Source organism: Achromobacter sp. CF-sbj1-Ac2-l (assembly GCF_052698165.1).
Window position 1 is genome coordinate 1,853,105 of sequence record NZ_CP199855.1, and the last position, 26,139, is coordinate 1,879,243.

A 26,139-nucleotide genomic window follows, 5' to 3' on the forward strand; every position below is an offset into this window, starting at 1 on the left:
GTATTTTTTTGCAGTGGGTATGCGGCGCCGCAAGGCGCTTCGCGCATGATAGCGGGATTCGGCCCCCATTCCGGCCGTTGGTTAACATTGGCAGATGATGGATTTCCCTGATGTCTCACGGGCCAGGCGCCCCGGCTTTTGGACCACCCTGGCGCTGGGCGCCCGCATGATGATGCGCGACGCCCGCGCCGGCGAGCTGCGGCTGCTGGTGCTGGCCCTGGTGGTGGCGGTGGCCGCCGTCACCAGCGTCGGCTTCCTGGCCGACCGCGTCAGCCGGGCGCTGGAGCGCGACGCCGGGCAGATGCTGGGCGCCGACCTGGTGCTGGACGCGGACGAACCGGTGCCGGCGGCGTTCCTCGATCAGGCCCGCGAGCGGGGCCTGTCCGTCTCCAATACCTGGCAGTTCCCGTCCATGGTCAGCGCCGGCGACGGCGCCCAGTTGGCGGCCCTGAAGGCGGTCGAGCCGGGCTATCCGCTGCGCGGCGCCCTGCGGGTGACCGACGCGCCGTTCAATCCCGACGGCCCCACCCGCGACATCCCCCCCGAGGGCGCGGTCTGGGTGGACGGCCAACTGCTGTCGCTGCTGGGCCTGAAGGTCGGCGACACCCTCAACGTGGGCGACGCCCACCTGCGCATCGACCGGGTCATCACCTATGAGCCGGATCGCGGCATGCAGTTCGTCAACGTCGCGCCGCGGGTGATGCTGCGCGCCAGCGACCTGCCGGCCACCGGGCTGATCGCGCCCGGCAGCCGCATCGGCTACGCCCTGCTGGTGGCGGGCCAGCCGGACGCGGTGGCCGGCTACTCCGCCTGGCTGGGCCAGAACCTCAAGCGCGGCCAGAAGGTCGCCACGCTGGAATCGGGCCGGCCCGAGGTGCGCCGCACCCTCGACCGGGCGCAGCGCTTCCTGTCGCTGGTGGCGCTGCTGGCGGTGCTGATCTCGGCCGTGGCGGTGGCGTTGGCGGCGGGCCGTTACATGACGCGCCACCGCGACGGCATCGCCGTGATGCGCTGCCTGGGGGCGGTGCAGTCGCAGGTCTCGCGCATGCTGACCCTGGAATTCGCGCTGGTCGGCCTGTTCGCGTCGGCGGCGGGCTGCCTGCTGGGCTATGCGGTGCACCAGGTGCTGGTGATGGTGCTGGGTTCGCTCATCGACACGACCTTGCCGGCGCCCTCGGCCGTTCCGGCCCTGCAGGGTCTGCTGACCGGCCTCCTGCTGTTGCTGGGCTTCGCCCTGCCGGCCCTGGCGCAGTTGCGCCACGTGCCGCCGGCGCGGGTGCTGCGGCGCGACGCCGACGTCATCAGCGCGCGCAGCGCGCTCGGCTACGGCGTCGGCGCGGTCGGCTTCGCGCTGCTGATCTGGTGGTTCGCCGGCGACGCCAAGCTGGGCGGGGTGGTGGCGGGCGGGTTCCTGGGGGCGTTCGCGCTGTTCGCGCTGGTGGCCTGGCTCTGCATCCTGGGCCTGGCGCGCCTGCGCGGCCTGGCCGCCGGCCTGCCGGCGCTGCGGTTCGCGCTGGCCGGCGTGGTGCGCCGGCGCGCCGCCACCATCACCCAGGTGTGCGCGCTGGCGGTGGGCCTGATGGCCCTGCTGCTGCTGGCCATGACCCGCACCGACCTGATCCAGGGCTGGCAGCGCACGCTGCCGCCGGACGCGCCCAACCGCTTCCTCATCAATGTGCAGCCCGACCAGCGCCAGGCCGTGACCGACGCGCTGACCCGCGAGGGGCTGGGCCGGATCGTGCTGTCGCCGATGGTGCGGGGCCGCCTGATCGCCGTCAACGACAAGCCGGTGGGGCCGGACGACTACGAGGAACCGCGCGCCAAGCGTCTGGTGGACCGCGAATTCAACCTGTCCTACGGCGAGCAGATGCCGTCGTCCAACCGCATCGAGCAGGGCCGCTGGCTCAAGCCGGGCTCGGCCGAGGTGTCGCTGGAGTCGGGCCTGGCCAAGACCCTGGGCATCAAGCTGGGCGACAAGATGACCTTCGACGTGGCCGGCCAGCAGTTCGAGGTGGCCGTCTCCAGCACCCGGCGGGTGGATTGGGATACGATGCGCGTCAATTTTTTCGCCATCCTGACGCCTGAAACCCTGGCCGACATGCCGCAAAGCTGGATCACGTCCTTCTACCTGCCGCCGGAAAAGGCCCAGGTGCTGCCCGCGCTGGTGCGGCAGTTCCCGAACCTGACGGTGTTCGACGTGGGCGCCATCCTGCAACAGTTGCAATCGGTGCTCAATGAGGTCGGCCGCGCGGTGCAGCTACTGTTCCTGTTCACGCTGGCAGCCGGCGTGCTGGTGCTGTCGGCCGCCCTGACCGCCACCCGCGACGAACGCATGCGCGAAGCCGCGGTGCTGCGCGCCCTGGGCGCCACCCGGCGCCAGTTGGCGCGTTCGCAGCGCATCGAGCTGTGGGCCGTGGGTGGCCTGGCCGGCCTGCTGGCGGCGGCCGGCGCCAGCGCGATCGCTTGGGTTTTATCAACCCAGGTGTTCGATTTCACGATTACCCTCAGCCTCTGGCCCTGGCTGGTGGGGATCGGCGCGGGTATGCTCGGCGCCTGGGCCGGTGGCGCGCTGGCGCTGCGCGGCGTGCTGCGCACCCCGCCGCTGGTCACCCTGAGAGAAACCTGATGACGTCTTCCGTCCAAACCCCTACCGAACCCGTGGAAACCTCCCGCAGCATTTTCGATCTCCTGGGCGGCGAACCCGGCGTGCGCGCCCTGGTCGACCGCTTCTACGACCTGATGGACATGGAGCCGGACCTGAAGGAACTGCGCGCCGCCCACGGCCCCAGCCTGGACGAGGCCCGCGACAAGCTGTTCTGGTTCCTGTGCGGCTATTTCGGCGGCCCCGACCACTATATAGAGCGCTTCGGCCATCCGCGCCTGCGGGCGCGGCACCTGCCGTTCTCGATCGGCGAGATCGAGCGCGACCAATGGGTGGCCTGCATGGGCCGCGCCATGGAGGACGAGGGCATCGACCCCGCCCTGGTCGAGCGCCTGCTGCAATCGTTCTTCGGCGTGGCCGACTGGATGCGCAACCGTGAAGGCTGAGCGGGATCCTTCCGGCGCCCGGCGCCACCGCTGGCCGGCGCCGCTGGCCGGCGCCATGCTGGCCGATCCGCGCCTGGGCGAATCCGGCCCGGAACTGTTCAACCCAGCCCACTATGGCGAGCGCGCCCGGCCGGTGGACGCCGGCGGCCGCCAGGCGGCCTGGTTCGTGCAGGGGCAGGGCTGGCAGGGCGTGCTGCGGCGCTACCGGCGCGGCGGCCTGATCGCCCGGCTCAGCCGCGACACCTACCTGTGGGCGGGCGAGGCGCGCACCCGCAGCTTCCGTGAATTCCGCCTGCTGGCCGCCATGCGTGCCCAGGGGCTGCCGGTGCCGGCGCCGCTGGCCGCGGCCTACTGGCGCCAGGGGCCGACCTACCGCGCCGCCATCGTGGTCGAGCGCATCCCGGGCGTGCGGCCGCTGGCCCAGGCGCTGGCCGAACCCCTGTGGCAGCCGGTGGCCGAGGCCATCGTGCGCATGCACCGGGCCGGCGTCTGGCACGCCGACCTGAACGCCTTCAACATCCTGATCGGCTCGGACGGCCGGGTCTGGCTGATCGATTTCGACCGCGGCACCCAGGGCGGGCTGTCCGACCGCCAGCGCCAGGGCAACCTGGAACGGCTGCGCCGCTCCCTGGTCAAGGTGGCCGGGGAGGACGGCGAGCGTTTCTGGCTCAAACTGCGCGATAGCTACTGGACCGCCTGGGGGGTTGGCGTACAGCCTTGAGGCAGGCAGCGCCGCGGGCCTGATCCGGGCCCAATTGCGCCAAATTACGCTAAATCTCCCGGTAAAGTTGGGCAGGCCAGCGCTAAAAGGCTTTATGATTCCGCCTTTTGGTACTCCTGTAACTTACGGCATATCGCTGGGGGGCTGGTAATGAAACTACGGGCGGGAATGCGCTGGGCGCTGGGGACGATGCTGGTCGCGGCAGCCACGTCGGCGGCGATGGCGCAGAACAAGGTCGTCAACGTCTACAACTGGGCCGAGTACACGGCCCCGGACACGATCTCGGGTTTCGAGAAGGAAACCGGCATCAAGGTCCGTTACGACGTCTACGACAGCAACGACACGCTGCAGGCCAAGCTGCTGGCCGGCAAATCGGGTTACGACGTCGTTGTCCCGTCCACGCATTACGCCTCGCGCCAGATCGAGGCCGGCCTGTTCCAGAAGCTGGACAAGTCCAAGATCCCCAACTGGAAGTACCTGGATCCCGACGTCATGGCGCTGGTCGCCTCGGTCGATCCCGGCAACGAATACGCCATTCCGTGGGGCTACGGCACCAATGGCCTGGGCTACAACGTCACCAAGGTCAAGCAGATCATGGGCGACAACGTCGACCTGGCCAACTGGGACATGATCTTCAAGCCCGAGAACGCCGCCAAGCTCAAGGAATGCGGCATCTCGATGCTGGACGAGGCCGCGCAGGTGTTCCCGGCCGTGCTCAAGTACCTGGGCAAGGACCCCAACAGCGCCAACCCGGACGACTACAAGGCCGCGCTGGACGTGCTCAAGCAGATCCGTCCGTACATCCGCCAGTTCAGCTCGTCGGGCTACATCGACGAACTGGCCGTGGGCGACCTGTGCATGGTCTACGGCTTCTCGGGCGACGTCATGATCGCCCGCAAGCGCGCCCAGGAGGCCAAGAAGCCGTATGAAGTGAACTACTTCATTCCCAAGGGTGGCGCCCCGGCCTGGTTCGACCTGATGGTCATTCCGAAGGACGCGCCGCATCCGGAAGAGGCCCTGGCGTTCATCAACTACATCGAGACGCCGCAGGTGCACGCCGCCATCACCAACACCATGTTCTACCCCAACGCCAACAAAGAGGCGCGCAAGTACGTGGTCAAGGACGTGGCCGACAACCCCATGATCTACCCGTCGCCCGAGGTCTCCAAGTCGCTGTATGTCATCAAGGCCCAGCCCTTGAACATCCAGCGCCTGCAGACGCGCATGTGGGCCGAGCTGAAGTCGGGGCGCTGAGCATCATGAGCGATAGCCGTTACTCGGCGCAGCATGCGGCCGATCCGGACGAGTTCGTCCGCGTCGCCGACGTGGTCAAGATCTTCGGCGACGTGGTCGCCGTCCGTTCCGTCAATCTCTCGGTCAAGCGCAACGAGATCTTCGCGCTGCTGGGCAGTTCCGGCAGCGGCAAGTCGACGCTGCTGCGCATGCTGGCCGGTTTCGAGGAAGCCACCTCGGGCCAGATCCTGCTCGATGGCGAGGACATCACCAACGTGCCGCCGTACCGGCGGCCGGTCAACATGATGTTCCAGTCGTACGCGCTGTTCCCGCACATGACGGTCGAGGCCAACGTGGCCTTCGGCCTGAAGCAGGAAGGCGTGGACCGCGCCGAGATCCACGACCGCGTGTTCGAGGCGCTCGACCTGGTGCAGATGGCCGGCTATTCGCGCCGCAAGCCCAATCAGTTGTCCGGCGGCCAGCAGCAGCGCGTGGCGCTGGCGCGCAGCCTGGTCAAGCGGCCCAAGCTGCTGCTGCTGGACGAGCCGATGTCGGCGCTGGACAAGCAGATCCGCCAGAAGACCCAGATCGAGCTGGTCAAGATCCTGGAGCAGGTCGGCGTGACCTGCATCATGGTGACCCACGACCAGGAAGAGGCCATGACCATGGCGCATCGCCTGGCGGTCATGACCGAAGGCCAGATCGTCCAGTGCGGCACGCCGCAGGATGTCTACGCCTTTCCCAACTCGCGCTTCGTCGCCAGCTTCATTGGCTCGACCAACATGTTCACCGGCACCATCGTGGTCGATGAACCCGACCACGTCGCCATCGAAAGTCCCGAGCTGAGCCGCCCGCTGTACGTCAGCCACGGGGTCAGCGAGCCGCTGGGCATGGACGTGCACGTCTCCATCCGCCCCGAGCGCATGGTGGTGTCGCGCGAACAGCCGACGGGCGACTACAACTGGGCCCACGGCATGGTCAGCCACATGGCCTGGATGGGCAGCTACGCGCTCTACCAGATCCGCCTGGACTCCGGCGCCATGGTCGAGGCCAGCGTACCCAGCCTGCAACTGGCCCAACTGGACGCCCCGGGCATCGACGAAGACATCTTCGTCAGTTGGGACGCCGACAGCGCGACGGTGCTGGCGTCATGAGCCGCTTCTCGCCCCGCGACTGGCTGCCCTCGGGCCGGGCGCTGGCGGTGGTGCCGCCGTTCGCCTGGCTGGTGCTGTTCCTGCTGGTGCCGTTCCTGCTGGTGTTCAAGATCAGCTTCGCCGAGCTCAAGTTCGGCATTCCGCCGTACACCTCGCTGGCCGAATTCAAGGACGAGGCGGTGCAGTTCAGCCTGCACCTGCGCGGCTACATCCTGCTGTTCACCGACAGCCTGTATTTCGCCACCTACCTCAGCTCGGTCAAGATCGCCGCCATCACCACGCTGGCCTGTGTGCTGATCGGTTATCCCATGGCGTACTACATCGCGCGCTCGTCGCCGCGCGTGCGCAACCTGCTGCTGCTGGGCGTGATCCTGCCGTTCTGGACCTCGCTGCTGTTGCGCGTGTACGCCTGGGTCGGCATCCTGCGCAACGACGGCCTCTTGAACAACTTCCTGCAATGGCTCGGCATCATCTCCAGCCCGCTGGAGATCTACCGCACCGACCTGGCCGTGTACATCGGCATGGTCTATGCGTACCTGCCGTTCTTCATCCTGCCGCTGTACGCCACGCTGGTGAAGATGGACCTGCGCCTGCTGGAAGCCGCCTACGACCTGGGCGCCAAGCCGTGGCAGGCGTTCTGGCAGATCACCGTGCCGCTGTCGCGCCAGGGGGTCATCGCCGGCGCCATGCTGGTGTTCATCCCGGCGGTCGGCGAATACGTCATCCCCGAAATGCTGGGCGGCGCCAACACGCTGATGATGGGCCGCGTCATGTGGAACGAGTTCTTCAACAATACCGACTGGCCGATGGCCTCGGCGGTGACCTGCGTGATGGTGCTGTTGTTGCTGGTGCCGCTGGCGCTGTTCCAGTACAACCAGGTCAAGCAGCAGGAACTGGCCAGCGGGGGGCGCAAATGAACGGTCCCAACAAGACCCTGCGCGCCGTGGTGCTGGGGCTGGGCTACTTCTTCCTGTACGTGCCCATCATCAGCCTGATGGTGTTCTCGTTCAATGAGTCGCCCGCCGTCACTTCCTGGACCGGTTTCTCGTTCCGCTGGTACCACTCGCTGTTCAACGACGACGCGCTGTTGCGCGCGGCCTGGCTGTCGTTCCGCATCGCGGCCATGACCGCCACCGCGGCCGTCATCATCGGCACCTGGGCCGGCTACGTGCTGGGACGCATGGGCCGTTTCCGCGGCTTCGCGCTGTACGTGGGCATGCTGAGCGCGCCGCTGGTGATCCCCGAAGTGGTGCTGGGCATCTCGCTGCTGCTGATGTTCGTGGAGTTGCGCGGCCACCTGGGCTGGCCGGCCGAGAACGGCATCTTCACCATCTGGGTCGGCCACGTGACGCTGTGCATGGCCTTCGTGGCGGTGGTGATCCAGACCCGCATCCGCGACCTCGATCGTTCGCTCGAAGAGGCCGCGCTGGACCTGGGCGCCACGCCGATCACGGTGTTCTTCAAGATCACGCTGCCGCTGATCGCGCCGGCGCTGGCCTCGGCCTGGCTGCTATCCTTCACGCTGTCGCTGGACGACGTGGTGCTGGCGTCGTTCCTGTCCGGCCCCAGCTCCAGCACGCTGCCGATGGAAGTCTTCTCGCGCGTGCGGCTGGGCCTGAAACCCGAGATCAATGCGTTGGCGACGCTGTTCATCCTGGCGGTGGGCACCTGCGTCATCCTGGCCAACCGCATGCAATGGCGCAAGGAGTCCGAACCCAAATGAAGCAAACCACCCTGTATGGCCTGACCAAGTGCAGCACCTGCGTCAAGGCGCGCGAGTGGCTGACCGCGCACGGCGTCGACCACCAGTTCATCGACTATCGCGATCATCCGGTGCCGGCGGCCACCCTGAAGGAATGGGCCGGCCAGCTCGGCGGCTGGGAAAAGCTGGTCAACCGCGCCTCGATGACCTGGCGCAACCTGCCCGACGAGCGTAAGACCGCCAGCACCGACGCGCAGTGGACCAAGCTGATCGCCGAGTTCCCGGCGCTGGTGCGCCGCCCGGTGGCGGTGACGCCCGATGGCGAGGTCGGCGTCGGTTTCAGCGAAAAGCGCTACGGCGAACGCTTCGCCTGATCCCGTGGCGGCCAGAGCCGACAAGGCATCGCGCGGCGCCGGCAAGGCGTTGCCCGATGCCTTTTTCAATCGCGATGCGCGCCAGCTAGCGCGCGAACTGCTGGGCAAGGTGGTGCGCCATCGCGTCGACGGCCTGTGGCTGTCGGCGCGCATCATCGAGACCGAGGCCTACTATCTGGAAGAAAAGGGCAGCCACGCCTCGCTCGGCTACACCCACAAGCGCCGCGCCCTGTTCATGGATGGCGGCGTGGTCTACATGTATTACGCCCGCGGCGGCGACTCGCTCAACTTCAGCGCCGGCGGTCCCGGCAATGCCGTGCTGATCAAGTCCGCCTATCCCTGGGTCGACGCCCTGTCCGGTCCCGACGCGCTGGCGCGCATGCAGGCCCTGAATCCCGATGCGCAGGGGCGGCCACGCCCGCCGGGCAGGCTGTGCGCCGGCCAGACGTTGCTGTGCCGCGCGCTGGGTCTGAAGGTGCCGGACTGGGACGCGCGGCGCTTCGATCCCGAGGCGCTGTACGTCGCGGACGTGGGAGAGTCGCCGCAGGTCCTGATCAGCACCACCCGTCTGGGCATTCCGGCCGGACGCGACGAACACCTGGAATACCGTTACGTCGATCCGGCCTACGCGGCGTGGTGCACCCGCAATCCCCTGCGGCGCGGGCAGCAGGCGGGGCGGGACTATCACTGGGTAGACCTGCAGGGCAGGCCGCTGGAGCGGGCGCCCTGAGCGCGCGATTCAGGTCGTGGGGGCGCCGCCGCCGTCGGCGCGGCCTGCGGCCCTGAGCGCCGCTTCCCGCGCGCGCCGCGCCATGGCGGCCCGCATATCGGCATACTTGCGCTGGATGCGCCTGCGGTTCAGGCGCTTGCTCCAGGCGTATACCGGCACCAGCGGCAGTACGCCGAAGCCGTCGATCAGGAACAGGCCCGACTTGCCGTCGGCATTCAAGCCGCAGGCGATGTTGCTGGGCGACAGGTCGTGCAGCACCACGTGGGCGTCGGCCAGGTCCTCGATGAATTCGTCCAACTGCGCCGACAAGGTTTCGTTCATCTTGCCCTGGCGCGCCAGGTCGGCCACGGTGGGCGCGATGTTGCCGGCTTCGTCCGTGATCTTTTCGACCAGCAGGCCCAGGCCCAGCGAGGTCTGGGCCACGCCCAGGATGCGCGCCATCGGCACTTGCCATACGCCCGACGGGCGCGTGGTGGTGGTGACGTATTCGGTGATTTCGTTCAGGTAGACGCGGTACGCGCTTTCGCGCTGGTACTGCTTGTACCAGCGCTTGAACGGGCGGGTTTCGAGATAGACGGCACGCGCCTGCATGTCCATGACCTTGACCAGCAGGGACGGCGCGTGGGGATGCTGGAAGATATGTCGGTCCCCCCCCATCGCGACCGGCGTTTCGTCATTGAGATTCAATGGACCGAAGACCGAGCCGAAGGCGACCGGGGGAGGACAGAGTGTGGAAAGATCAGCTGTATTCAACTGTTTTTAAGGTTATATGTAAGTTGTTAACAGTTTAATGCCGTTGCTTGCTTTTCGCCTTTTAATGGGTCTGGGAAGTCGTTTCCGATGGCTACGGGGGGCGGATTAGAGTCCTATAATTTCACGCGCCCGGCGTGGGTGCGCGGCGTTGAAAAGGGGCCACTTTGTCGAATGAAGTTCTGCTGTGGGTTGCCGCCGGCGGCGCGGTGCTGGCTTGCCTGATCGCCTTGTCGGCATGGTTGTCGCGGCCGGCGCGCGATGACCGGCTCGACACGCTGCTCGAGGGGCTGGAGCGCACAGAGCGGGCCCTGCGCGCCGATATGGCGGAAAGCCAGCGCGGCCTGCGCGCCGAGTTTGCCGAATCCACCCGCGGCCTGCGCCAGGAACTTGCCCAATCCCACGGCGACCTGCGCGCCGCCCTGACGCGGGACGCGCAGGCGGCGCGGGCCGAATCGGCCGAGTCGCTGGCGCGCTTCGCCGCCGGTTTCGGCGAGCAGTTGCAAGGGCTGATCCAGATCAACGAGCGACGCCTGATGGAGGTGCGAACCACCGTCGATCAGCGCCTGCAGGCGTTGCAAAATGACAACAGTGCGAAGCTGGACGATATGCGCCGCACCGTCGACGAAAAGCTCCACGCCACGCTCGAGCAGCGCCTGGGGGAATCCTTCAAGCAGGTATCCGACCGCCTCGAGGCCGTGCACAAGGGGCTGGGCGAGATGCAGGCGCTGGCCGCCGGCGTGGGCGACCTCAAGCGGGTGCTGACCAACGTCAAGTCGCGCGGCACCTGGGGCGAGGTGCAACTGGCGCGGCTGATTGAAGACAACATGACTCCCGAGCAGTACGCCGCCAACATCAAGCCGGTGCCGGGCAGCGACGCGGTAGTCGAATTCGCCATCCGCCTGCCGGGGCGAGGCGATGGCGGCGCGCCGGTCTGGCTGCCGATCGATGCCAAGTTTCCGAAGGAAGAGTACGAGCGCCTGATGGATGCGCAGGAAGCCGCCGACGCCGAGGGGGTGAAGGCGGCCGGCGCCGCGTTAGGCAAGGCGGTGGAGGTGCAGGCGCGGCTGATCGCCGGCAAGTACGTGGCGCCGCCGCACACCACCGACTTCGCCATCATGTTCCTGCCGACCGAAAGCCTGTATGCCGAAGTGCTGCGGCGCCCGGGGTTGCTTGACCGCCTGCACGACCTGCGCATCAACGTGGCCGGTCCGAGCAATCTGGCGGCGCTGCTCAACAGCCTGCAGATGGGCTTTCGCACGCTGGCCATCGAGCAGCGCTCATCCGAGGTCTGGCAGGTGCTGCGCGCGGTCAAGACCGAGTTCGGCAAGTTCGGCGACGCGCTGGCCGGCGTCAAGAAAACGCTGGACACCGCCAGCAGCAAGATCGGCCAGACCGAGGTGCGCACGCGCGCCATGCTGCGTAACCTGAAGAGCGTCGAGGCCTTGCCCGAGGCCGAGGCGCTGCGCCTGCTGGGCGGCGAGGGCGCCACGGCCGACGACGGCGCGGACGAGGCCGCCGCCACGGACGACGCGCCGGCCACGAAGGCTGCCCACGGTTCCGGCGCCTGATTCGCGCGCCGGTCGCCCGGCCCGGCTTGTGACCCGGCCGCTCTGTCGATATCCTCATCGTTGCGGCATTCCGCCGTCGATATCTGGAGCATCGTAAGCATGGGCACGGCTGACCGAGTTGATTCCTCTTCCTTCGACGCGATGGCGCTGGGCGCCGATATCGCCCAGGGAGCCACGACGGCGCATGCCGCGATGCAGCAGGCGCTCGAGCGGGTGGCGGCGCGCAATCCGGCGATCAACGCGGCCTGCGGCGTGCAGGCCGAACTGGGCCTGGATCTGGCGCGCGCGCTGGACGGCGAGCTGGCGGCGCTGACCGCCCAGCAGCGGCTGGCCCTGCTGGACGAGCGTCCGTTCCTGGGCGTGCCAACCCTGCTCAAGGACCTCGGCACCGCCGCGCTGGGCCTGCCCAGCGCCATGGGCTCGGTGCTGTACGGCAAGGTCGACTGGAGCGTCGACGCCGAGATCGTCAAGCGCTATCGGCGCGCCGGCCTGATCCCGTTCGGCCGCAGCACCAGCGCCGAACTGGGCCTGAGCCCCACCAGCGAATCCCCGGTCTACGGCGCGCCCACCCAGAATCCATGGAAGGCCGGCCACAGCGCCGGCGGCTCCAGCGGCGGCGCGGGCGCGGCGCTGGCCAGCGGCATGGTGCGCATCGCCCACGGCAGCGACGGCGGCGGCTCGATCCGCATCCCGGCCTCGTGCTGCGGCGTGCTGGGCCTGAAGCCCTCGCGCGGCATGATGCCGCTGGGACCGCTCAAGGGCGAGGGCTGGGGCGGGCTGGCCACCGAACACATGATGACCCTGTCGGTGCGCGACTGCGCGGCGGCGCTGGATATCAGCGCTGGCGCCGACGTCGGCGCGCCCTATGCGGCGCCGGCCAGGCCGGGCGAATCGTATCGCGACATCGTGGCGCGGGTGTCGGCCGATCCGCGCTCGTCGCCGCGCCGCCGCATTGCCTACATCAACACCACCTACGAAGGCGGGGCGATCCATCCCGAGGTCGCGGCGGCGGTCGACGAGGCCGCGCGCCTGTTCGCCGGCCTCGGCCACGAACTGGTTCCGGCCGCGCCGCCGGTGGGGTCGGAGGAAGTGCTGTCGCCGATGCTGCCGCTGATCGCCAGCGCCGCGGCCAACGCCATCGACAGCCACGTCGGCGCCCGCAACCGCCGGCTCGCCGCCGACGAATTGCAGCCCACCACGCTCGGCGCGCGCGAATACGCCCGCGCCATTTCCGGCGCCCAGTACGTGGCCTGCGTCGACACCTGCCACGAGATCACGCGCCGCATCGGCCGCTTCCTGCATCGCGAAGGCACGCAGGGCCATGACCTGTTCCTGTCGCCGGTGCTGGCGCAGTTGCCGGCGCCGCTCGGCCGCTATGCGATGGACAACGCCGACTACCTGGCCTACCGTCTGGGCAAGAAGGGCGTGATCGGCTATTCGCCGTTCGCGCCGCTGGCCAACCTGACCGGCATGCCCGCCATTTCGATTCCGTTCGGCCTGTCGGCCGACGGGCTGCCGATCGGTATCCAGGTCATGGGCCCGCTGGGCAGCGAGGCCTGGCTGCTGGAACTGGCCGCCCAGGTCGAGGCGCTGCGGCCCTGGCAGCGGGTCGCGCCCATCGCCCGATAGGCGCGGGGCGGGGCGCGTCGTCAGCCGGGGGCGCGCCGACGAATGAATAGCGAATAGGAGCACCAGCATGCCGTCGTTCGTGACCCATACCGTCCTCAACCAGGTCCCGCCCCTGGAAGACTATTCGTTGTTCGACACCGACCCGGCGCTGCGCGAGGCCGCCGCGCGCGAGGGCGCCGGCGCCTGGAGCGGCGACCTGGCCGCGCATGGCGCCTGGCTGGGCCGCGCCCAGACCCTGGCTGCTGGCGTCGACGCCAACCGCTATCCGCCGCGGCTGCAGGCCTATGACCGGGCCGGCCATCGCGTCGACCACGTTGATTTCCATCCCGCCTGGCAGTTGTTGATGAGCGGCATCGTGGCGCGCGGCCTGCACAGCCGTGCCTGGGCGCAGCCGGTGCCGGGGGCGCAGGTGGCGCGGGCCGCGGCCTACCTGATGCAGGGCCAGGTCGAGGCCGGCACGCTGTGCCCCACCACCATGACCTTTGCCGCCGTGCCGCTGCTGCAACGCGAGCCGGCGGGCGTGATCGACTACACCGGCGACTGGCTGCCCGCGCTCTATTCGCGTGAATTCGATGGCGCCGACGCGCCGCTGGCGGGCAAGCGCGGCGCGCTGATCGGCATGGGCCTGACCGAGAAACAGGGCGGCTCCGACCTGCGCGCGGTCACGACACGCGCCGCGCCGCTGGGCGCCATCGGGCGTGGTTGTCCCTATTCGCTGGTGGGCCACAAATGGTTCTTCTCGGTGCCGCAGGCCGACGCCCATCTGGTGCTGGCGCAGACCGACGAGGGCCTTAGCTGCTTTCTGGTGCCGCGCTGGATTCCGGAAGGCCCGCGCAACGCGGTCCGCATCCGTCGCCTGAAAGACAAGCTGGGCAACCACAGCAATGCCAGCGCCGAGGTCGAGTTCGAGGATGCCTGGGGCGTCATGGTCGGCGAGCCCGGCCGCGGCCTGGCGGTGCTGCTGGAGATGGCCGCCACCACCCGACTCGACTGCGTGCTGGGCAGCGCCGCGCTGCTGCGCCAGGCGCTGGTGCAGTCGCTGCACCACGCCGGGCACCGCCAGGCTTTCGGCAAGCCGTTGCTGGCGCAGCCGCTGATGCGCAATGTGCTGGGCGACCTCGCGCTGGAGTCGGAAGCCGCCCAGGCGCTGGCGCTGCGCCTGGCGCGCGCGGTGGACGAGCGTGGCGACCCTGGGGCGCGGGCCCTGGCGCGGGTCGGCACGCCGGCCGCCAAGCTGTGGATCTGCAAGCGCGCGATCGCGGCGGTGGCCGAATGCATGGAGGCCTGGGGCGGCAACGGTTACGTCGAGGAAGGCCCGATGCCGCGCCTGTACCGCGAAACGCCGGTCAATTCGATCTGGGAGGGTTCGGGCAACGTCATGGCGCTGGACGTGCTGCGCGCGCTGCAACGCGAACCCGAGGCGCTGCCGGCGCTGGAGGGCGAATTCGCGCCCGCCGCCGGCCGCTACCCGGAATTCGATGCGGCCCTGGCGCGGTGGCGCGCGCTGCTGGCCGATTCGGGCCAGGCCGAGTTCCAGGCCCGCCGCATTGCCTGCGACCTGGCGCGCCTGTGGCAGGCGGCGCTGTTGATCCGGCACGCGCCCGAGCCGGTGGCGCGGGGTTTCGTCGGCAGCCGGTTGGGCGCGGCGGGCGGCGTGTTCGGCGAGCTGGCGGCCGGCACCGAGGTGGCCGCGATCCTGGCGCGGGCCTGGCCGGCGGCGGTCGCATGCTAAATTTCCCTGCTTCACTCACCTTTCCGCATTTTCGCCATGCTCTCCCAGCAAGAACTCAAGCAGCAAGCCGCAGACGCCGCCCTGGAACTCGTTGAACAGGTCGCAGGCCCCGATGTCATCATCGGCGTGGGCACCGGCTCGACCGCCGATCTCTTCATCGACGGCCTGGCGCGCTTCAAGGGCCGTATCGGCGGCACCGTCGCCAGCTCCGAGCGCAGCGCCGCGCGCCTGGCCGGCCATGGCCTGAAAGTGCTGGACCTGAACGACGTGGCGTCGATGCCGATCTACGTGGACGGCGCCGACGAGATCGATGCCAACCTGCACATGATCAAGGGCGGTGGCGGCGCGCTGACGCGCGAAAAGATCGTGGCCTCGGTTGCCGACCGATTCGTCTGCATTGCGGACGAATCCAAGCTGGTCGAGGTCATGGGCAAGTTCCCGCTGCCGATCGAGGTCATCCCGATGGCCCGTGAATCGGTGGCGCGCGCCATGACGGCCATGGGCGGGCAGCCGCGCCTGCGCGAAGGTTTCGTGACCGACAATGGCAACATCATCCTGGACGTCTCCGGGCTGTCGATCACCGACGCGCCGGGCCTGGAGGCCCGCGTCAACAACCTGCCGGGCGTGGTCACCTGCGGCCTGTTCGCCATTGCCGGCGCCGACGTGGCGCTGCTGGCCACCCAGAACGGCATCCGCCGCCTGGATCGCCGCGCCTGAGCGCAAATCGCGCGTCCCGGCCGCCCTTGCGGGCGGTCAGGCCGCGATTCATAATCCTGTCACACTTGGGTCATAACCTTGCGGATTGTGCAGGCCCATACTTGAAACGCTTTCATATCGGGGCAATGCAATGAGACCAACCACGCAGGGAGCCCGGATGACGGAGCATACAAACAAGCAGTTCGACGCTGATCTGGAAAGCGTCCGTTCGCAATTCTTGCAAATGGGCGGCGTGGTCGAGGCCATGATCCAGGAGGCCATCGACGCGCTGGCCAGCGGCGACCTGACGCTGGTTGAAAAGGTGCGCGAGCGCGAAAAGGAAGTCAATCGCCACGAAGTGGAGATCGACGAAAGCATCAGCCGCATCCTCGCCCGCCACCAGCCCACCGCCATCGACCTGCGCATGCTGATGGCCGTATCGAAGATGCTGACCGACATGGAGCGCTCCGGCGACGAGGCCGAGAAGGTGGCCACCGTGGCGCGCCGCATCCACGAATCGGAAGTCCGCCACATCCCGGTGATCGAGCTGCGCCACATGGCCTCGAACGTGCGCACCATGCTGCACCAGGCGCTGGACGCGTTCGCCCGCCTCGATTCCATCCTGGCCGCCGCCGTCGTGCGCAGCGACAAGGAAGTGGACAAGGAATGGAAGGGCGCGCTGCGCCACCTGATCACCTACATGATCGAAGACCCGCGCACCATCTCGCGCGCCATCGACATGATCTTCATCGCCCGCGCGCTCGAACGCATCGGCGACCATGCCAAGAACATGTCCGAACGCGTGATCTACATGGTCAAGGGCGCCGACGTGCGCCACACCGGCGTCAAGAACACCGAGCGCCTGGCGCGCGGCGAAGAAGATACCCCCGAACAGGACGACTGATCGCCGCGGCCGACCGGTCGCCCGCCGTCAGGCAAAAAAACCCCAAGCCGCCTTGGCGCTTGGGGTTTTTCTTTGCGCGCGCGCCTACAGCGGCAGGTCGGCGCCCTGGCACAGGCGCGGGTCCGGCACGCCGGACTTGCCCGCGTTGATGCGGCCGGCCAGCCGGCGGCCAAACCGCGGCAGGCCCTGCGCGCTGACCTCCAGGTCGTACCAGCCTTCGCAGCCGGCGTATTTCAACTCGAGCGCGCCGCCGGCCTGCACGTGCGCCATGGCGCGCCAGCCGTCGCCCATGCGCGATTCGATATGCACCGGCTGGTGCGCGTCGCCATGGTTGATGAGGCGCAGGCGCAGTCCCGAGGTCACCGGCACCAGTTGCGTTTCCAGCAGGCCGGCGTCGCGGCGGTCGCCGCGGAAGTGGCGATGGAAGCCATCCGGGCCCAGCAGCCACAGGTCGTAGATGCCGTCGGCATCCAGGCGCCAGCCGTCGTCCAGCCGCGCGCCCGCGCCGACCGTGTAGCGGCGCGGCGCGTGCGCCAGCGCCCGCCGGTCGTAGACGTGCAGCACGGCGCCGACCGTGCCGGCATTGCGGAAGGTCAGGCGGTAGTGCTCGCCGTCGGCGGTCATGCGGCCCACCGTCTCCAGCGCGTAGGGCAGGGCACAGGCGTGACGCACGCTGTCGGCGTGTTGCAGGGCGCGGTCCCCGGCGAAATCGAAGGCCGAGGTCAGATCGCCGGCCACGGCGCGGCGCCAGGCGCTGATATTGGGCTCGGCCACGCCGAAGCGGGCTTCGAGGAAGCGGATCACCGAGGTGTGGTCGAACACCTGCGAATTGACCCAGCCGCCGCGGCTCCAGGGCGACACCACCAGCATCGGCACGCGCGGGCCCATGCCGAAAGCGCGGCCGTGCAGGGCGGGCGGATCGTCCGGGGTGGCGGCGCTGGGGCCGTGGCGCACGTCGTGGTATTCGCCGTCCAGCTCGATGGTTGACAGGCCGCCCGAGCGCCCGTCGGGGGCGCGCGCCGGCGGGGCCGGAGGCGGCATGTGATCGAAGAAACAGTCGTTCTCGTCGTAGGTGACCAGGAACACACAGCCGCTCCAGACCTCGGGGTTGCGGGTCAGGATCTCGAGCACGCGTTCGGTGTAGGCGCCGCCCTGGCGCGGCGACGAGACTTCGGGATGTTCCGAGTCGGCGGCGGGGGCGATGATCCAGGAGACCTGCGGCAGCGCGCCCTGTTCCACGTCGCGCGCCAGGTCGTCCAGGGTGTGGGTGGACAGGCCCCGGTCGCGCAGCGGCGCGTCGGCGCCGCCGGCATCGTGCTGGCGGCGGAACTGGCGAAAGCCGGCCAGCGGATTGTCGTGGAAGTTGTCCGCCATGTCCTGGTAGATGCGCCAGTCGATGCCGGCGGCCTGCAGGCGTTCCGGGTAGGTGGTCCAGCCGTAGCCCAGGTCGGCCGGCCCGAGGCGGTCGAAGGTGTTGACCAATGCCGGACCGCCCGCGCGTCCCAGCGGATCGTTGGTGCCGGTCCACAGGAACAGCCGGTTCGGATTGGTGCCGGCCTGGATCGAGCAATGGTAGGCGTCGCACAGCGTGAAGGCATTGGCCAGCGCCGTCTGGAAAGGCACCTCGGCGGGACGGTAGGCGCCCAGGCCGAGGCGGCTCTTGGCCGCCAGCCATTGATCCATGCGGCCGTCGTTCCAGGCGCGCTGGGCGTCGTCCCAGGTATGCGGGGTGATGTAGCCCACCGGCGTGTCGCTGGCGTACTCGCCCTGCAGCGCATAGGGACGCAGCCGCTGGGCGCCGTCGGCCTGGGTCAGCACGTCGCCGGCCAGTGTCGGCGCGGGATACGGGTCGGCAAAGCCGCGCACGCCTGGCAGGGCGCCGAAATAGTGGTCGAAGGAACGGTTCTCCTGCATCAGGATGACGACGTGCCGCACATCGTTGATCGTGCCGGTCTTGCGGTCGGCGGCGACTGCAAGCGCGCGCCGGATGGCCGGGGGCAGGTCGGAGGCGTCGGCGGGACTCGGTTCTTCTTTCATGACGGCATTAGTACGGCCAGCAATGGCGCAATCTTAAGGCAGGGCGGCCGGGCGCACCGGCCAGAAGCAAGAAGCCCCTCGCGGACGAGGGGCTTCGCAGGCGTGCCGCGCATGGCGGCGCGGCGGCATCAGGCCGAGGGCGGAACGTAGCCCTGGGCTTCGACGCTGCCGTCCTCGAACAGGAAGCGTTCCATCTGCTGCTGCAGGTACTTGCGGGCGCGGGCGTCGGCCAGGTTCAGGCGGTTTTCGTTGACCAGGCGGGTCTGCACCTGCTTCCACTCTTCCCAAGCCTCCTTGGAAATGCTCTGCCAGATGCGGGTGCCGAGTTCGCCGGGGTAGGGCGGAAAATCGAGCCCTTCGGCTTCACGCTTCAATTTCACACAGTTGACGGTACGGGCCATGGTTCGCTGCCGGAAAGAATGGGTAATGCGTCATTTTAGCGGGCTTGGCGCCGGAAGGCCGCCAAGCCCCTGCGGGTACTGCGGTTAGGCCCCGGGGCCAGCCCGGGGCGGGGCCGCGTCACAGCTTCTTGATGAACACCAGGCTGTTGCGCGAGCGGTTGTAGTTGTTCTGCTTTTCGCGCGGCAGGTCGGTGATGCCGCCCTGCACGAAGCCGCGCTTCATGAACCAGTGCGAGGTGCGCGTGGTCAGCACGAACAGCCGCTTGGCGCCGGAAGCGCGGGCGCGCGATTCCATGTGGCGCAGCAGGATCTCGCCCTCGCCGGACCCCTGCCATTCGGGGTGCACGATCAGGCAGGCCATCTCGGCCATGTGATCCTCGGGGAAGTTGTGCAGCGTCGCGCAACCGTAGATCACGCCGTCGTGCTCGAGCACGGTGAAGTTCTCGACGTCGCGTTCGATCACGCTGCGCGGGCGCGGCACCAGCGTGCCGTCGGCTTCCAGCGGCTCGATCAGGCTGAGGATGGCGCCGACGTCATCAAGCGTGGCCGGGCGCAGGTCGTCCAGCGTGTCTTCGACCACCATGGTGCCGACGCCATCGTGGGTGAAGATCTCCAGCAGCACGCTGCCGTCCAGCGAGAACGGCACCAGGTGGGCGCGGGCCACCCCGCGCTTGACCGCCAGCGACGCGTATTGCAGGTAGGCGCCGGTTTCCTCGTCCAGCGAGCCTGCCGCCAGCAGCGCGTCGGCGTCGACCCGGGCCAGCTCGGTGTCGACCGAGCCGTCGTCATTGAGCACGCCCTGTTCGCTGGACAGGAAGATCAGCTTTTCGGCGCGCAGCGCCACCGCCACGCTGGTGGCCAGGTCTTCCATGGCCAGGTTGAAGGCGTCGCCGGTGGGCGAGAAACCCAGCGGCGACAGCAGCACCACCGACGAACCCTTCTCGATGGCGAACTTGAGCGCGTCGACGTCGATCTTGCGCACCTGGCCGGTGTGCTTGTAATCGACCCCGTCCAGCACGCCGGTGGGACGCGCCGTGACGAAATTGCCAGAAATGACACGGATGTGCGCGTGGGACATCGGCGTGTTGGGCAGGCCCTGGCTGAAGGCGGCCTCGATGTCCAGGCGGATCTCGCCGGCGGCTTCCTTGGCGCATTCCAGCGCCGCGGCGTCGGTGGGCGCCAGGCCGCGGTCGAACTGCTGGGTGAAGCCCTTCAGGCGCAATTGTTCATTGACCTGGGGGCGCGAGCCGTGCACCAGCACCAGGCGGATGCCCAGCGACGACAGCAGCGACAGGTCCTGCACCAGCGCGTTCAGCGCCCCGGCCTGCACCAACTCGCCGCCAAACGCCACCACGAAGGTCTTGCCTCGGAACGCATGCACGTAGGGCGCGACGTCTCGGAACCATCGGACGAACTGGGCAGGGGCGAATTCGGGGGCTTCAAGGGCAGAGACGGTGTCTGGTTCCAGGTCGGGCATGATGGGTGGGGCAATTCCTGAGAGTGGCAACAACGCGGCCCGGGGGCCGCGTCAACGCGCCGTCACGGGACGGCGTGGCGAAATTATATGGCCGCGCGGCGTTTATATAATAGGCAGCTAACCGGACAAATCGTACATGCCAGAATCTTCCCGCCCGCGGCCGCCCGTACAGGCCGACGGGCCGACCCGGGCCCCGGGCAAGCCGCGCGCCGACGCCGCGGCCCCGGCGGCGCGCCAGGCGCCCCGCCCCGAGCGGCCCATTCCCGCCGTGACCTACCCCGAGGACCTGCCCGTCAGCGCGCGGCGCCAGGAAATCGCGCGCGCCATCGCCGGCCATCAGGTGGTCATCGTCAGCGGCGAGACCGGCTCGGGCAAGACCACCCAATTGCCCAAGATCTGCCTGGAACTGGGCCGCGGCCGCCAGAAGATGATCGGCCACACCCAGCCGCGGCGGCTGGCCGCAACCTCGGTGGCCAAGCGCATCGCCGAGGAGCTGAATACGCCGATGGGCGAGGTGGTGGGCTACCAGGTGCGCTTCAACGATCGCACCGGCCCCAATGCGTCGATCAAGCTGATGACCGACGGCATCCTGCTGGCGGAGTCGCAGCGTGACCCGCTCCTGCGCCGCTACGACACCATCATCATCGACGAGGCGCACGAACGCAGCCTGAACATCGACTTCCTGCTGGGTTATCTGAAGCAGCTACTGCCGCGCCGCCCCGACCTGAAAGTCATCATCACCTCGGCCACCATCGACGCCGAGCGCTTCGCCCGTCATTTTGCCGCGTCCGAGGACAAGCCGGCGCCGGTGATCGAGGTCTCGGGCCGGCTGTACCCGGTCGAGGTGCGTTACCGCCCGGTGCGCGAGGAAGCCGAGGAAGACGCCGCGCCGGCCAAGCCGGGCCGCGACCGCGAGCGCATGTCGGGCGACGAGGAACGCGACCTGATCGACGCCATCGTCGATGCGGTCGACGAATGCGCCCGCCATGGCCCCGGCGATGTGCTGGTATTCCTGCCGGGCGAGCGCGAGATCCGCGAATCGGCCGAAGCGCTGCGCAAGCGCCACCCGGCCGGCACCGAGGTATTGCCGCTGTACGCGCGCCTGTCGCAGGCCGAGCAGGAACAGATCTTCCATCCGCGCGGCAACGCGCGCCGCATCGTGCTGGCCACCAATGTGGCCGAAACCTCGCTGACGGTGCCCGGCATCCGCTTCGTGGTCGACAGCGGCCTGGCGCGGGTCAAGCGCTATTCCTGGCGCAACAAGGTCGAGCAACTGCGCATCGAGCCGGTCAGCCGCGCCTCGGCCAACCAGCGCGCCGGCCGTTGCGGCCGCGTGGGCCCGGGCCTCTGCATCCGCCTCTACGACGAGGCCGACTTCAACGCCCGCGCCGCCTTCACCGACCCCGAGGTGCTGCGTTCCTCGCTGGCCTCCGTGATCCTGCGGATGAAGTCGCTCAAGCTGGACGACATCGAGCAGTTCCCGTTCGTCGAGGCCCCGCCCGGGCGCGCGGTGGCCGACGGCTACCACCTGCTGCAGGAGCTGGGCGCGATCGAGCTGGCCGCGGCCGACGACGGCGACGACGCCAGCCGCACCGGCGCCTCGTTCGTCCTGACCCGCACCGGCCACGAGCTGGCCAAGCTGCCGGTGGACCCGCGCATCGGCCGCATGATCCTGGCCGCGCGCGAGCACCAGTGCCTGGCGGAAATGCTGATCATCGCTTCGGCGCTGTCGGTGCAGGACGCGCGCGACCGGCCCATGCAGGAGCGCGAGGCGGCCGAGGCCGCGCACGCCAAGTTCGCCGACGACAAGTCCGAGTTCATTTCCTTCCTCAAGCTGTGGCGCTGGTACGGCGAGCAGGTGCAGCACAAGGCCTCGCAGCGCAAGCTGGTGGGCCTGCTGCGGCAGAACTTCCTGTCGCCCATCCGGCTGCGCGAATGGCACGACGTCCACACCCAGTTGGCCGCCCTGGTGGGCGAGCAGGGCTGGCGCGTCAACCAGGTCGAAGCCACTTACGAACAACTGCACATGGCGCTGCTGTCGGGCCTGTTGGGCAACATCGGCTTCAAGAGCGACGAGGGTGGCCATTACCAGGGCGCCCGCGAGATCCGCTTCCACATCCATCCGGGCTCGCGCCTGGTGAAGAAGGCCGGCCGCTGGATCGTCGCCGCCGAGCTGGTCGAGACCACCCGCCTGTACGCGCGCTGCGTGGCGCGCATCGACCCGGTCTGGCTGGAAAAGGTCGGCGCCCACCTGATCCGCAAGAACTGGTCCGACCCGCGCTGGGAAAAGAAGGCCGGCCAGGTGGTGGCCAACGAACGCGCCACGCTCTACGGCCTGACCATCTACAGCGGCCGTCGCATCCAGTACGGCCGGGTCCATCCGCGCGAGGCGCGCGAGCTGTTCATCCGCCAGGCGCTGGTGCCGGGCGAGATCGACACGCGCCTGGCCTTCGTGGCCCATAACCGCAAGCTGATCGCCGGCATCGAAAAGCTGGAACACCAGACCCGCCGCCCCGACATCCTGGTCGACGACGAGCTGATCTACGCCTTCTACGACCGCCAGTTACCAGCCGACATCTCGCAGACCGCGACGCTGGAAAAATGGGTCAACGGCCTCGACAAGGCAGAGGCCGCCAAGCTGCTGCTGACGCGCGACGAACTGATGCGGCACGAGGCCGCCGGCGTCACCACCGACGTCTTCCCCAAGAAGGTGGAGTGGCAGGGCGTGTCGATGGCGCTCGATTACCACTTCGAGCCCGGCTCGCCGCGCGACGGCGTGACGCTGGCGGTGCCGCTGTTCGCCCTGAACCAGATCGATCCGGCGCGCTGCGAATGGCTGGTGCCCGGCATGCTCAAGGAGAAGGTGCACCTGCTGCTCAAGTCGCTGCCGCAGAAGCTGCGCCGCCACTGCGTGCCGCTGCCCGACTATGCCGCCGGCTTCTACGACCGCTGGTTCGAGCGCCTGGGCGACCCGCAGACCGGCCTGGTGGACGCGCTGATCGCCGACATGTGGGACCAGGTGCAGGTGCGCCCGGCCGCCGCCGACTTCAAGCTCGAGACGCTGCCGGCGCACCTGTTCATGAACTTCCGCGTGGTCGACGAGCACGGCCGCATGCTGGCCGCCGGCCGCAACCTGGCACAGTTGCGCGCCGAGTTCGGCAAGCAGGCCCAGGCCACCTTCCAGCAACTGGCCGCCAGCGACACCCAGGTGGCGCAGGCGCTGGCGCACGAGAACCTGACGTCCTGGACCTTTGGCCCGCTGCCGGAAATCATGGAGATCAAGCGCCGCGGCCAATCGGTCATCGGTTACCCGGCGCTGGTCGATCGCGGCGCGCATTGCGACCTGGACGTGTTCGACGACCCGGACGAGGCGCGCAAGGCGCACCGCGCCGGCCTGCTCAAGCTGTTCCGGCTGGGCCTGCGCGAGCAGGTCAAGTTCCTGGAAAAGAACCTGGCCGACCTCACCAAGATCAGCATGCTCTACATGACGCTGGGCACGCAGGAGGAACTGCGCGACCAGATCATCGACTGCGCGCTCGGCCAGGCTTGCCTGGCCGAGCCCTGGCCGGTCAATGAACAGCAGTTCGAGGCGCGCCGGGCCGAGGGCAAGGGCCGGCTGGGCCTGCTGGCCCAGGAAGTGGCGCGCCTGGCGGGCGCGGTGCTGACGGAATACGCGGCCCTGCAGCGCAAGCTGCCGCAGGCCAAACCGCACGCCGCGGCCTACGCCGACCTGCAGCAGCAGTTGGGGGCGCTGATGCCCAAGTGGTTCATCCGCGACACCCCCTATGCGCAACTGTCGCACTTCCCGCGCTATCTGAAGGCGGCGGTGGCGCGCATCGACAAGCTGCGCGCCGATCCCGGCCGCGACGCCAAGCTGGTGGCCGAGATGGCGCCGCTCGTGACGCAGTACCAGCGTGCGCGCTCGGCCCTGAAGGGCGCGCCCGATCCCCGCCTTGACGAGTTCCGTTGGCTGCTGGAAGAGTTGCGGGTGGCCCTGTTTGCGCAGGAGCTGCGCACCCCGATGCCGGTCTCGGTCAAGCGCCTGATGAAAAGCTGGGAGTCCCTGCAACGCTGAATTGCGGGTTCGCGCCGGGGCGGCCGCGGCCTCCTCGCGGGGCAATGCGGGGCGGCGCGAGCCGTCCCGTATTACCGCCAGATTTCAGTCGTTTTCTGTTCAGTGACGCGTCATCTGGTTATGCTTCAATTCGCGGGCCTTCACCCCCGCTCCCTGGAGCATTGCCGACATGTTCGAGCTCTTCAGCACCCGGACGCGCCCGTCCTCGTCGTCCCGCTCCGCGCCCAACCGCTGGGATTGGGCGCTCCTGCCTTTGGTGCTGGTGGTGCTGGCCGCCATGGCCTACGGCGCCTCGCAGATGAGCCGTCCCTTCGCCGTCGGCGAAGCGCTGCCGATCTCGCTGGATCCGATCTACCTGCCGTATTACCTGCTGCGCACCATCCTGCGCATGTTCACGGCGCTGGCCTTTTCGCTGCTGTTCAGCTTCATCTTCGCGGCCATCGCGGCCAAGTTCCGCACCGCCGAAAAAGCCATGATCCCGATGCTGGACATCCTGCAATCGGTGCCCATCCTGGGTTTCCAGGCCATCGCCATCGCGCCCTTCATCGCGCTGTTTCCCGGCAACCTGCTGGGGGTCGAGTGCGCGGCGATCTTCGCCATCTTCACCTCGCAGGCCTGGAACATGGCGTTCAGCCTGTACCAGTCGATGCGCACCGTGCCGGCCGAACTGAACGAGGCCGCGCGGGTGTTCCGGCTGTCCGGCTGGCAGCGCTTCTGGCGGCTGGAACTGCCGTACGCCACCCCGGGCCTGCTGTGGAACATGATGATGTCCATGTCGGGCGGCTGGTTCTTCCTGGTGGCGGCCGAGGCCATCTCGGTGGCCGGGCAGGACATCAAGCTGCCCGGCATCGGCTCCTACATCGCGGTGGCCATCGACGCCGAGAACGGCCGCGCCATCGCCTGGGCCATCGGCGCCATGATGGCCGGCATCCTGCTCTACGACCAGTTGTTCTTCCGGCCGCTGCTGGCCTGGGCCGACAAGTTCCGCTTCGAGGAATCGCAGGCCGACGTGGCGCAGCAGTCCTGGCTGCTGGACTGGACCCGCCGCAGCCGCTGGATGCAGGCGCTGTCCAATATGTTCTGGGCGCAGATGCGGCGCGCGCTGGGCTGGTTCAGCGTGTCGTACGACGGCACCTCGATCCGCGCCCGCGCCAAGGCGCCAGACCCGCGCTGGACGCGCGTCTGGGATGCGCTGCTGGCCGCCGGCGCCTTGCTGGCCACCTACAAGCTGGTGGTGTTCGTGCACGCCGAAGTGGGCTGGAGCGAGGTGCTGCATGTGGTCGGCCTGGGGGGCATCACCCTGGTGCGGGTGATGGTGCTGATCGGGCTGGCGTCGATGATCTGGGTGCCGATCGCGGTCTGGATCGGCCTGCGACCCAAATATTCGCAGCGGGTGCAGGCGGTGGCGCAATTCCTGGCGGCGTTTCCGGTCAACCTGCTGTTCCCGGCGGTGGTGTTCGTGATGGTGGCGTTGAAGCTCAACCCCAACATCTGGCTCAGCCCGCTGATCATCTTCGGCACCCAGTGGTACATCCTGTTCAACGTGGTGGCCGGCGCCTCGACCATTCCGAACGAACTGCGCCTGGCCGCCAGCAACCTCGGCCTGAAGGGCTGGCTGCTATGGCGCCGGGTGTACCTGCCGGCGGTGTTCCCCAGCTTCATCACCGGCGCCATCACGGCCAGCGGCGGCTCCTGGAACGCCAGCATCGTGGCCGAGTACGTGTCCTGGGGCAATACTTCCCTGGTGGCCGATGGCCTGGGCAGCTACATCAAGCAGATGACCGAGCAGGGCGATTTCCACCGCATCGCGCTCGGCATCGGCGTCATGAGCATTTTCGTCATGCTGCTGAACCGGTTTTTCTGGCGCAAACTGTATTTGCTGGCCGAAGACCGCGGCCGGTAGGA

20 protein-coding genes are annotated in these 26,139 nt (G+C 68.6%); 16 read left to right on the plus strand and 4 right to left on the minus strand.

What is annotated here, in order from left to right; genetic code table 11:
- Positions 1–94 precede the first annotated feature (94 nt).
- The 9 genes from ACUDCK_RS08535 (at position 95) to ACUDCK_RS08575 (ending at position 8,962) form a co-directional block, all read left to right on the plus strand.
- On the plus strand, positions 95–2,626 hold the full coding sequence (locus ACUDCK_RS08535) for an ABC transporter permease (protein WP_175168191.1): 2,532 nt from the start codon (positions 95–97) through the stop codon (positions 2,624–2,626).
- Positions 2,626–3,048 (plus strand): group II truncated hemoglobin, encoded by a 423-nt coding sequence (locus tag ACUDCK_RS08540; RefSeq protein WP_081273551.1) that lies wholly within the window; start codon positions 2,626–2,628, stop codon positions 3,046–3,048. Before ACUDCK_RS08535 ends, ACUDCK_RS08540 begins: the two co-directional genes overlap by 1 nt.
- 55 nt (positions 3,049–3,103) lie before the next feature.
- A complete protein-coding gene (locus ACUDCK_RS08545) occupies positions 3,104–3,769 on the plus strand; it encodes a 3-deoxy-D-manno-octulosonic acid kinase (RefSeq protein WP_372415894.1) in 666 nt (221 codons plus the stop codon).
- 150 nt (positions 3,770–3,919) lie between these two features.
- Positions 3,920–5,023 carry a polyamine ABC transporter substrate-binding protein gene (locus tag ACUDCK_RS08550; protein ID WP_049072626.1) on the plus strand — a complete coding sequence of 368 codons (1,104 nt, stop codon included), beginning with the start codon at positions 3,920–3,922 and terminating at the stop codon, positions 5,021–5,023.
- A 5-nt stretch (positions 5,024–5,028) separates the two neighbouring features.
- A complete protein-coding gene (locus ACUDCK_RS08555; RefSeq protein ID WP_068951450.1) occupies positions 5,029–6,156 on the plus strand; it encodes an ABC transporter ATP-binding protein in 1,128 nt (375 codons plus the stop codon).
- On the plus strand, positions 6,153–7,073 hold the full coding sequence (locus ACUDCK_RS08560; RefSeq protein WP_049072628.1) for an ABC transporter permease subunit: 921 nt from the start codon (positions 6,153–6,155) through the stop codon (positions 7,071–7,073). The genes ACUDCK_RS08555 and ACUDCK_RS08560 overlap by 4 nt, the downstream gene beginning before the upstream one ends.
- Positions 7,070–7,879, plus strand: a complete 810-nt coding sequence (locus ACUDCK_RS08565; RefSeq protein WP_006384055.1) for an ABC transporter permease subunit — start codon at positions 7,070–7,072, stop codon at positions 7,877–7,879. The genes ACUDCK_RS08560 and ACUDCK_RS08565 overlap by 4 nt, the downstream gene beginning before the upstream one ends.
- The gene (locus tag ACUDCK_RS08570) at positions 7,876–8,232 is read left to right on the plus strand and encodes a Spx/MgsR family RNA polymerase-binding regulatory protein (protein WP_049072630.1); all 357 of its coding nucleotides are present in this window, start codon (positions 7,876–7,878) and stop codon (positions 8,230–8,232) included. The genes ACUDCK_RS08565 and ACUDCK_RS08570 overlap by 4 nt, the downstream gene beginning before the upstream one ends.
- A gap of 49 nt (positions 8,233–8,281) precedes the next feature.
- Positions 8,282–8,962 (plus strand): DNA-3-methyladenine glycosylase, encoded by a 681-nt coding sequence (locus ACUDCK_RS08575; RefSeq protein WP_244976972.1) that lies wholly within the window; start codon positions 8,282–8,284, stop codon positions 8,960–8,962.
- 9 nt (positions 8,963–8,971) lie between these two features.
- On the opposite strand, the gene ACUDCK_RS08580 is transcribed toward ACUDCK_RS08575, so the two are convergent.
- On the minus strand, positions 8,972–9,619 hold the full coding sequence (locus tag ACUDCK_RS08580; RefSeq protein WP_231133004.1) for a YrbL family protein: 648 nt from the start codon (positions 9,617–9,619) through the stop codon (positions 8,972–8,974).
- Positions 9,620–9,879: 260 nt separating this feature from the next.
- Between ACUDCK_RS08580 and rmuC the strand changes: the two genes are divergently transcribed.
- The 5 genes from rmuC to phoU all read left to right on the plus strand — a co-directional run bounded on the left by rmuC (position 9,880) and on the right by phoU (position 16,244).
- Positions 9,880–11,283: a DNA recombination protein RmuC gene (gene rmuC / locus ACUDCK_RS08585; protein ID WP_144658048.1), complete on the plus strand. Its 1,404-nt coding sequence runs from the start codon at positions 9,880–9,882 to the stop codon at positions 11,281–11,283.
- Between the two features lie 99 nt (positions 11,284–11,382).
- On the plus strand, positions 11,383–12,912 hold the full coding sequence (locus ACUDCK_RS08590; protein WP_116792797.1) for an amidase: 1,530 nt from the start codon (positions 11,383–11,385) through the stop codon (positions 12,910–12,912).
- A gap of 67 nt (positions 12,913–12,979) precedes the next feature.
- Complete coding sequence (locus ACUDCK_RS08595) at positions 12,980–14,644, plus strand: isovaleryl-CoA dehydrogenase (RefSeq protein ID WP_064526560.1); 1,665 nt, start codon at positions 12,980–12,982, stop codon at positions 14,642–14,644.
- A gap of 36 nt (positions 14,645–14,680) precedes the next feature.
- Positions 14,681–15,361: a ribose-5-phosphate isomerase RpiA gene (gene rpiA / locus ACUDCK_RS08600; RefSeq protein WP_054501267.1), complete on the plus strand. Its 681-nt coding sequence runs from the start codon at positions 14,681–14,683 to the stop codon at positions 15,359–15,361.
- Between the two features lie 157 nt (positions 15,362–15,518).
- A complete protein-coding gene (gene phoU / locus ACUDCK_RS08605; protein WP_175168193.1) occupies positions 15,519–16,244 on the plus strand; it encodes a phosphate signaling complex protein PhoU in 726 nt (241 codons plus the stop codon).
- An 84-nt stretch (positions 16,245–16,328) separates the two neighbouring features.
- Here the strand turns inward: phoU and ACUDCK_RS08610 are convergent, their stop codons facing one another.
- From ACUDCK_RS08610 to argA, 3 genes are all read right to left on the minus strand, one after another.
- The gene (locus ACUDCK_RS08610) at positions 16,329–18,281 is read right to left on the minus strand and encodes a phosphocholine-specific phospholipase C (RefSeq protein WP_175168194.1); all 1,953 of its coding nucleotides are present in this window, start codon (positions 18,279–18,281) and stop codon (positions 16,329–16,331) included.
- A 128-nt stretch (positions 18,282–18,409) separates the two neighbouring features.
- Positions 18,410–18,682 carry an oxidative damage protection protein gene (locus ACUDCK_RS08615; protein WP_006384045.1) on the minus strand — a complete coding sequence of 91 codons (273 nt, stop codon included), beginning with the start codon at positions 18,680–18,682 and terminating at the stop codon, positions 18,410–18,412.
- A 118-nt stretch (positions 18,683–18,800) separates the two neighbouring features.
- Positions 18,801–20,159 carry an amino-acid N-acetyltransferase gene (gene argA, locus ACUDCK_RS08620; protein WP_059269702.1) on the minus strand — a complete coding sequence of 453 codons (1,359 nt, stop codon included), beginning with the start codon at positions 20,157–20,159 and terminating at the stop codon, positions 18,801–18,803.
- A 136-nt stretch (positions 20,160–20,295) separates the two neighbouring features.
- Between argA and hrpA the strand changes: the two genes are divergently transcribed.
- Positions 20,296–24,234, plus strand: coding sequence for an ATP-dependent RNA helicase HrpA (gene hrpA / locus ACUDCK_RS08625; RefSeq protein WP_175168195.1), 3,939 nt, complete (start codon positions 20,296–20,298; stop codon positions 24,232–24,234).
- Positions 24,235–24,403: 169 nt separating this feature from the next.
- Positions 24,404–26,137, plus strand: coding sequence for an ABC transporter permease (locus tag ACUDCK_RS08630; protein ID WP_116792801.1), 1,734 nt, complete (start codon positions 24,404–24,406; stop codon positions 26,135–26,137).
- Positions 26,138–26,139 lie beyond the last annotated feature (2 nt).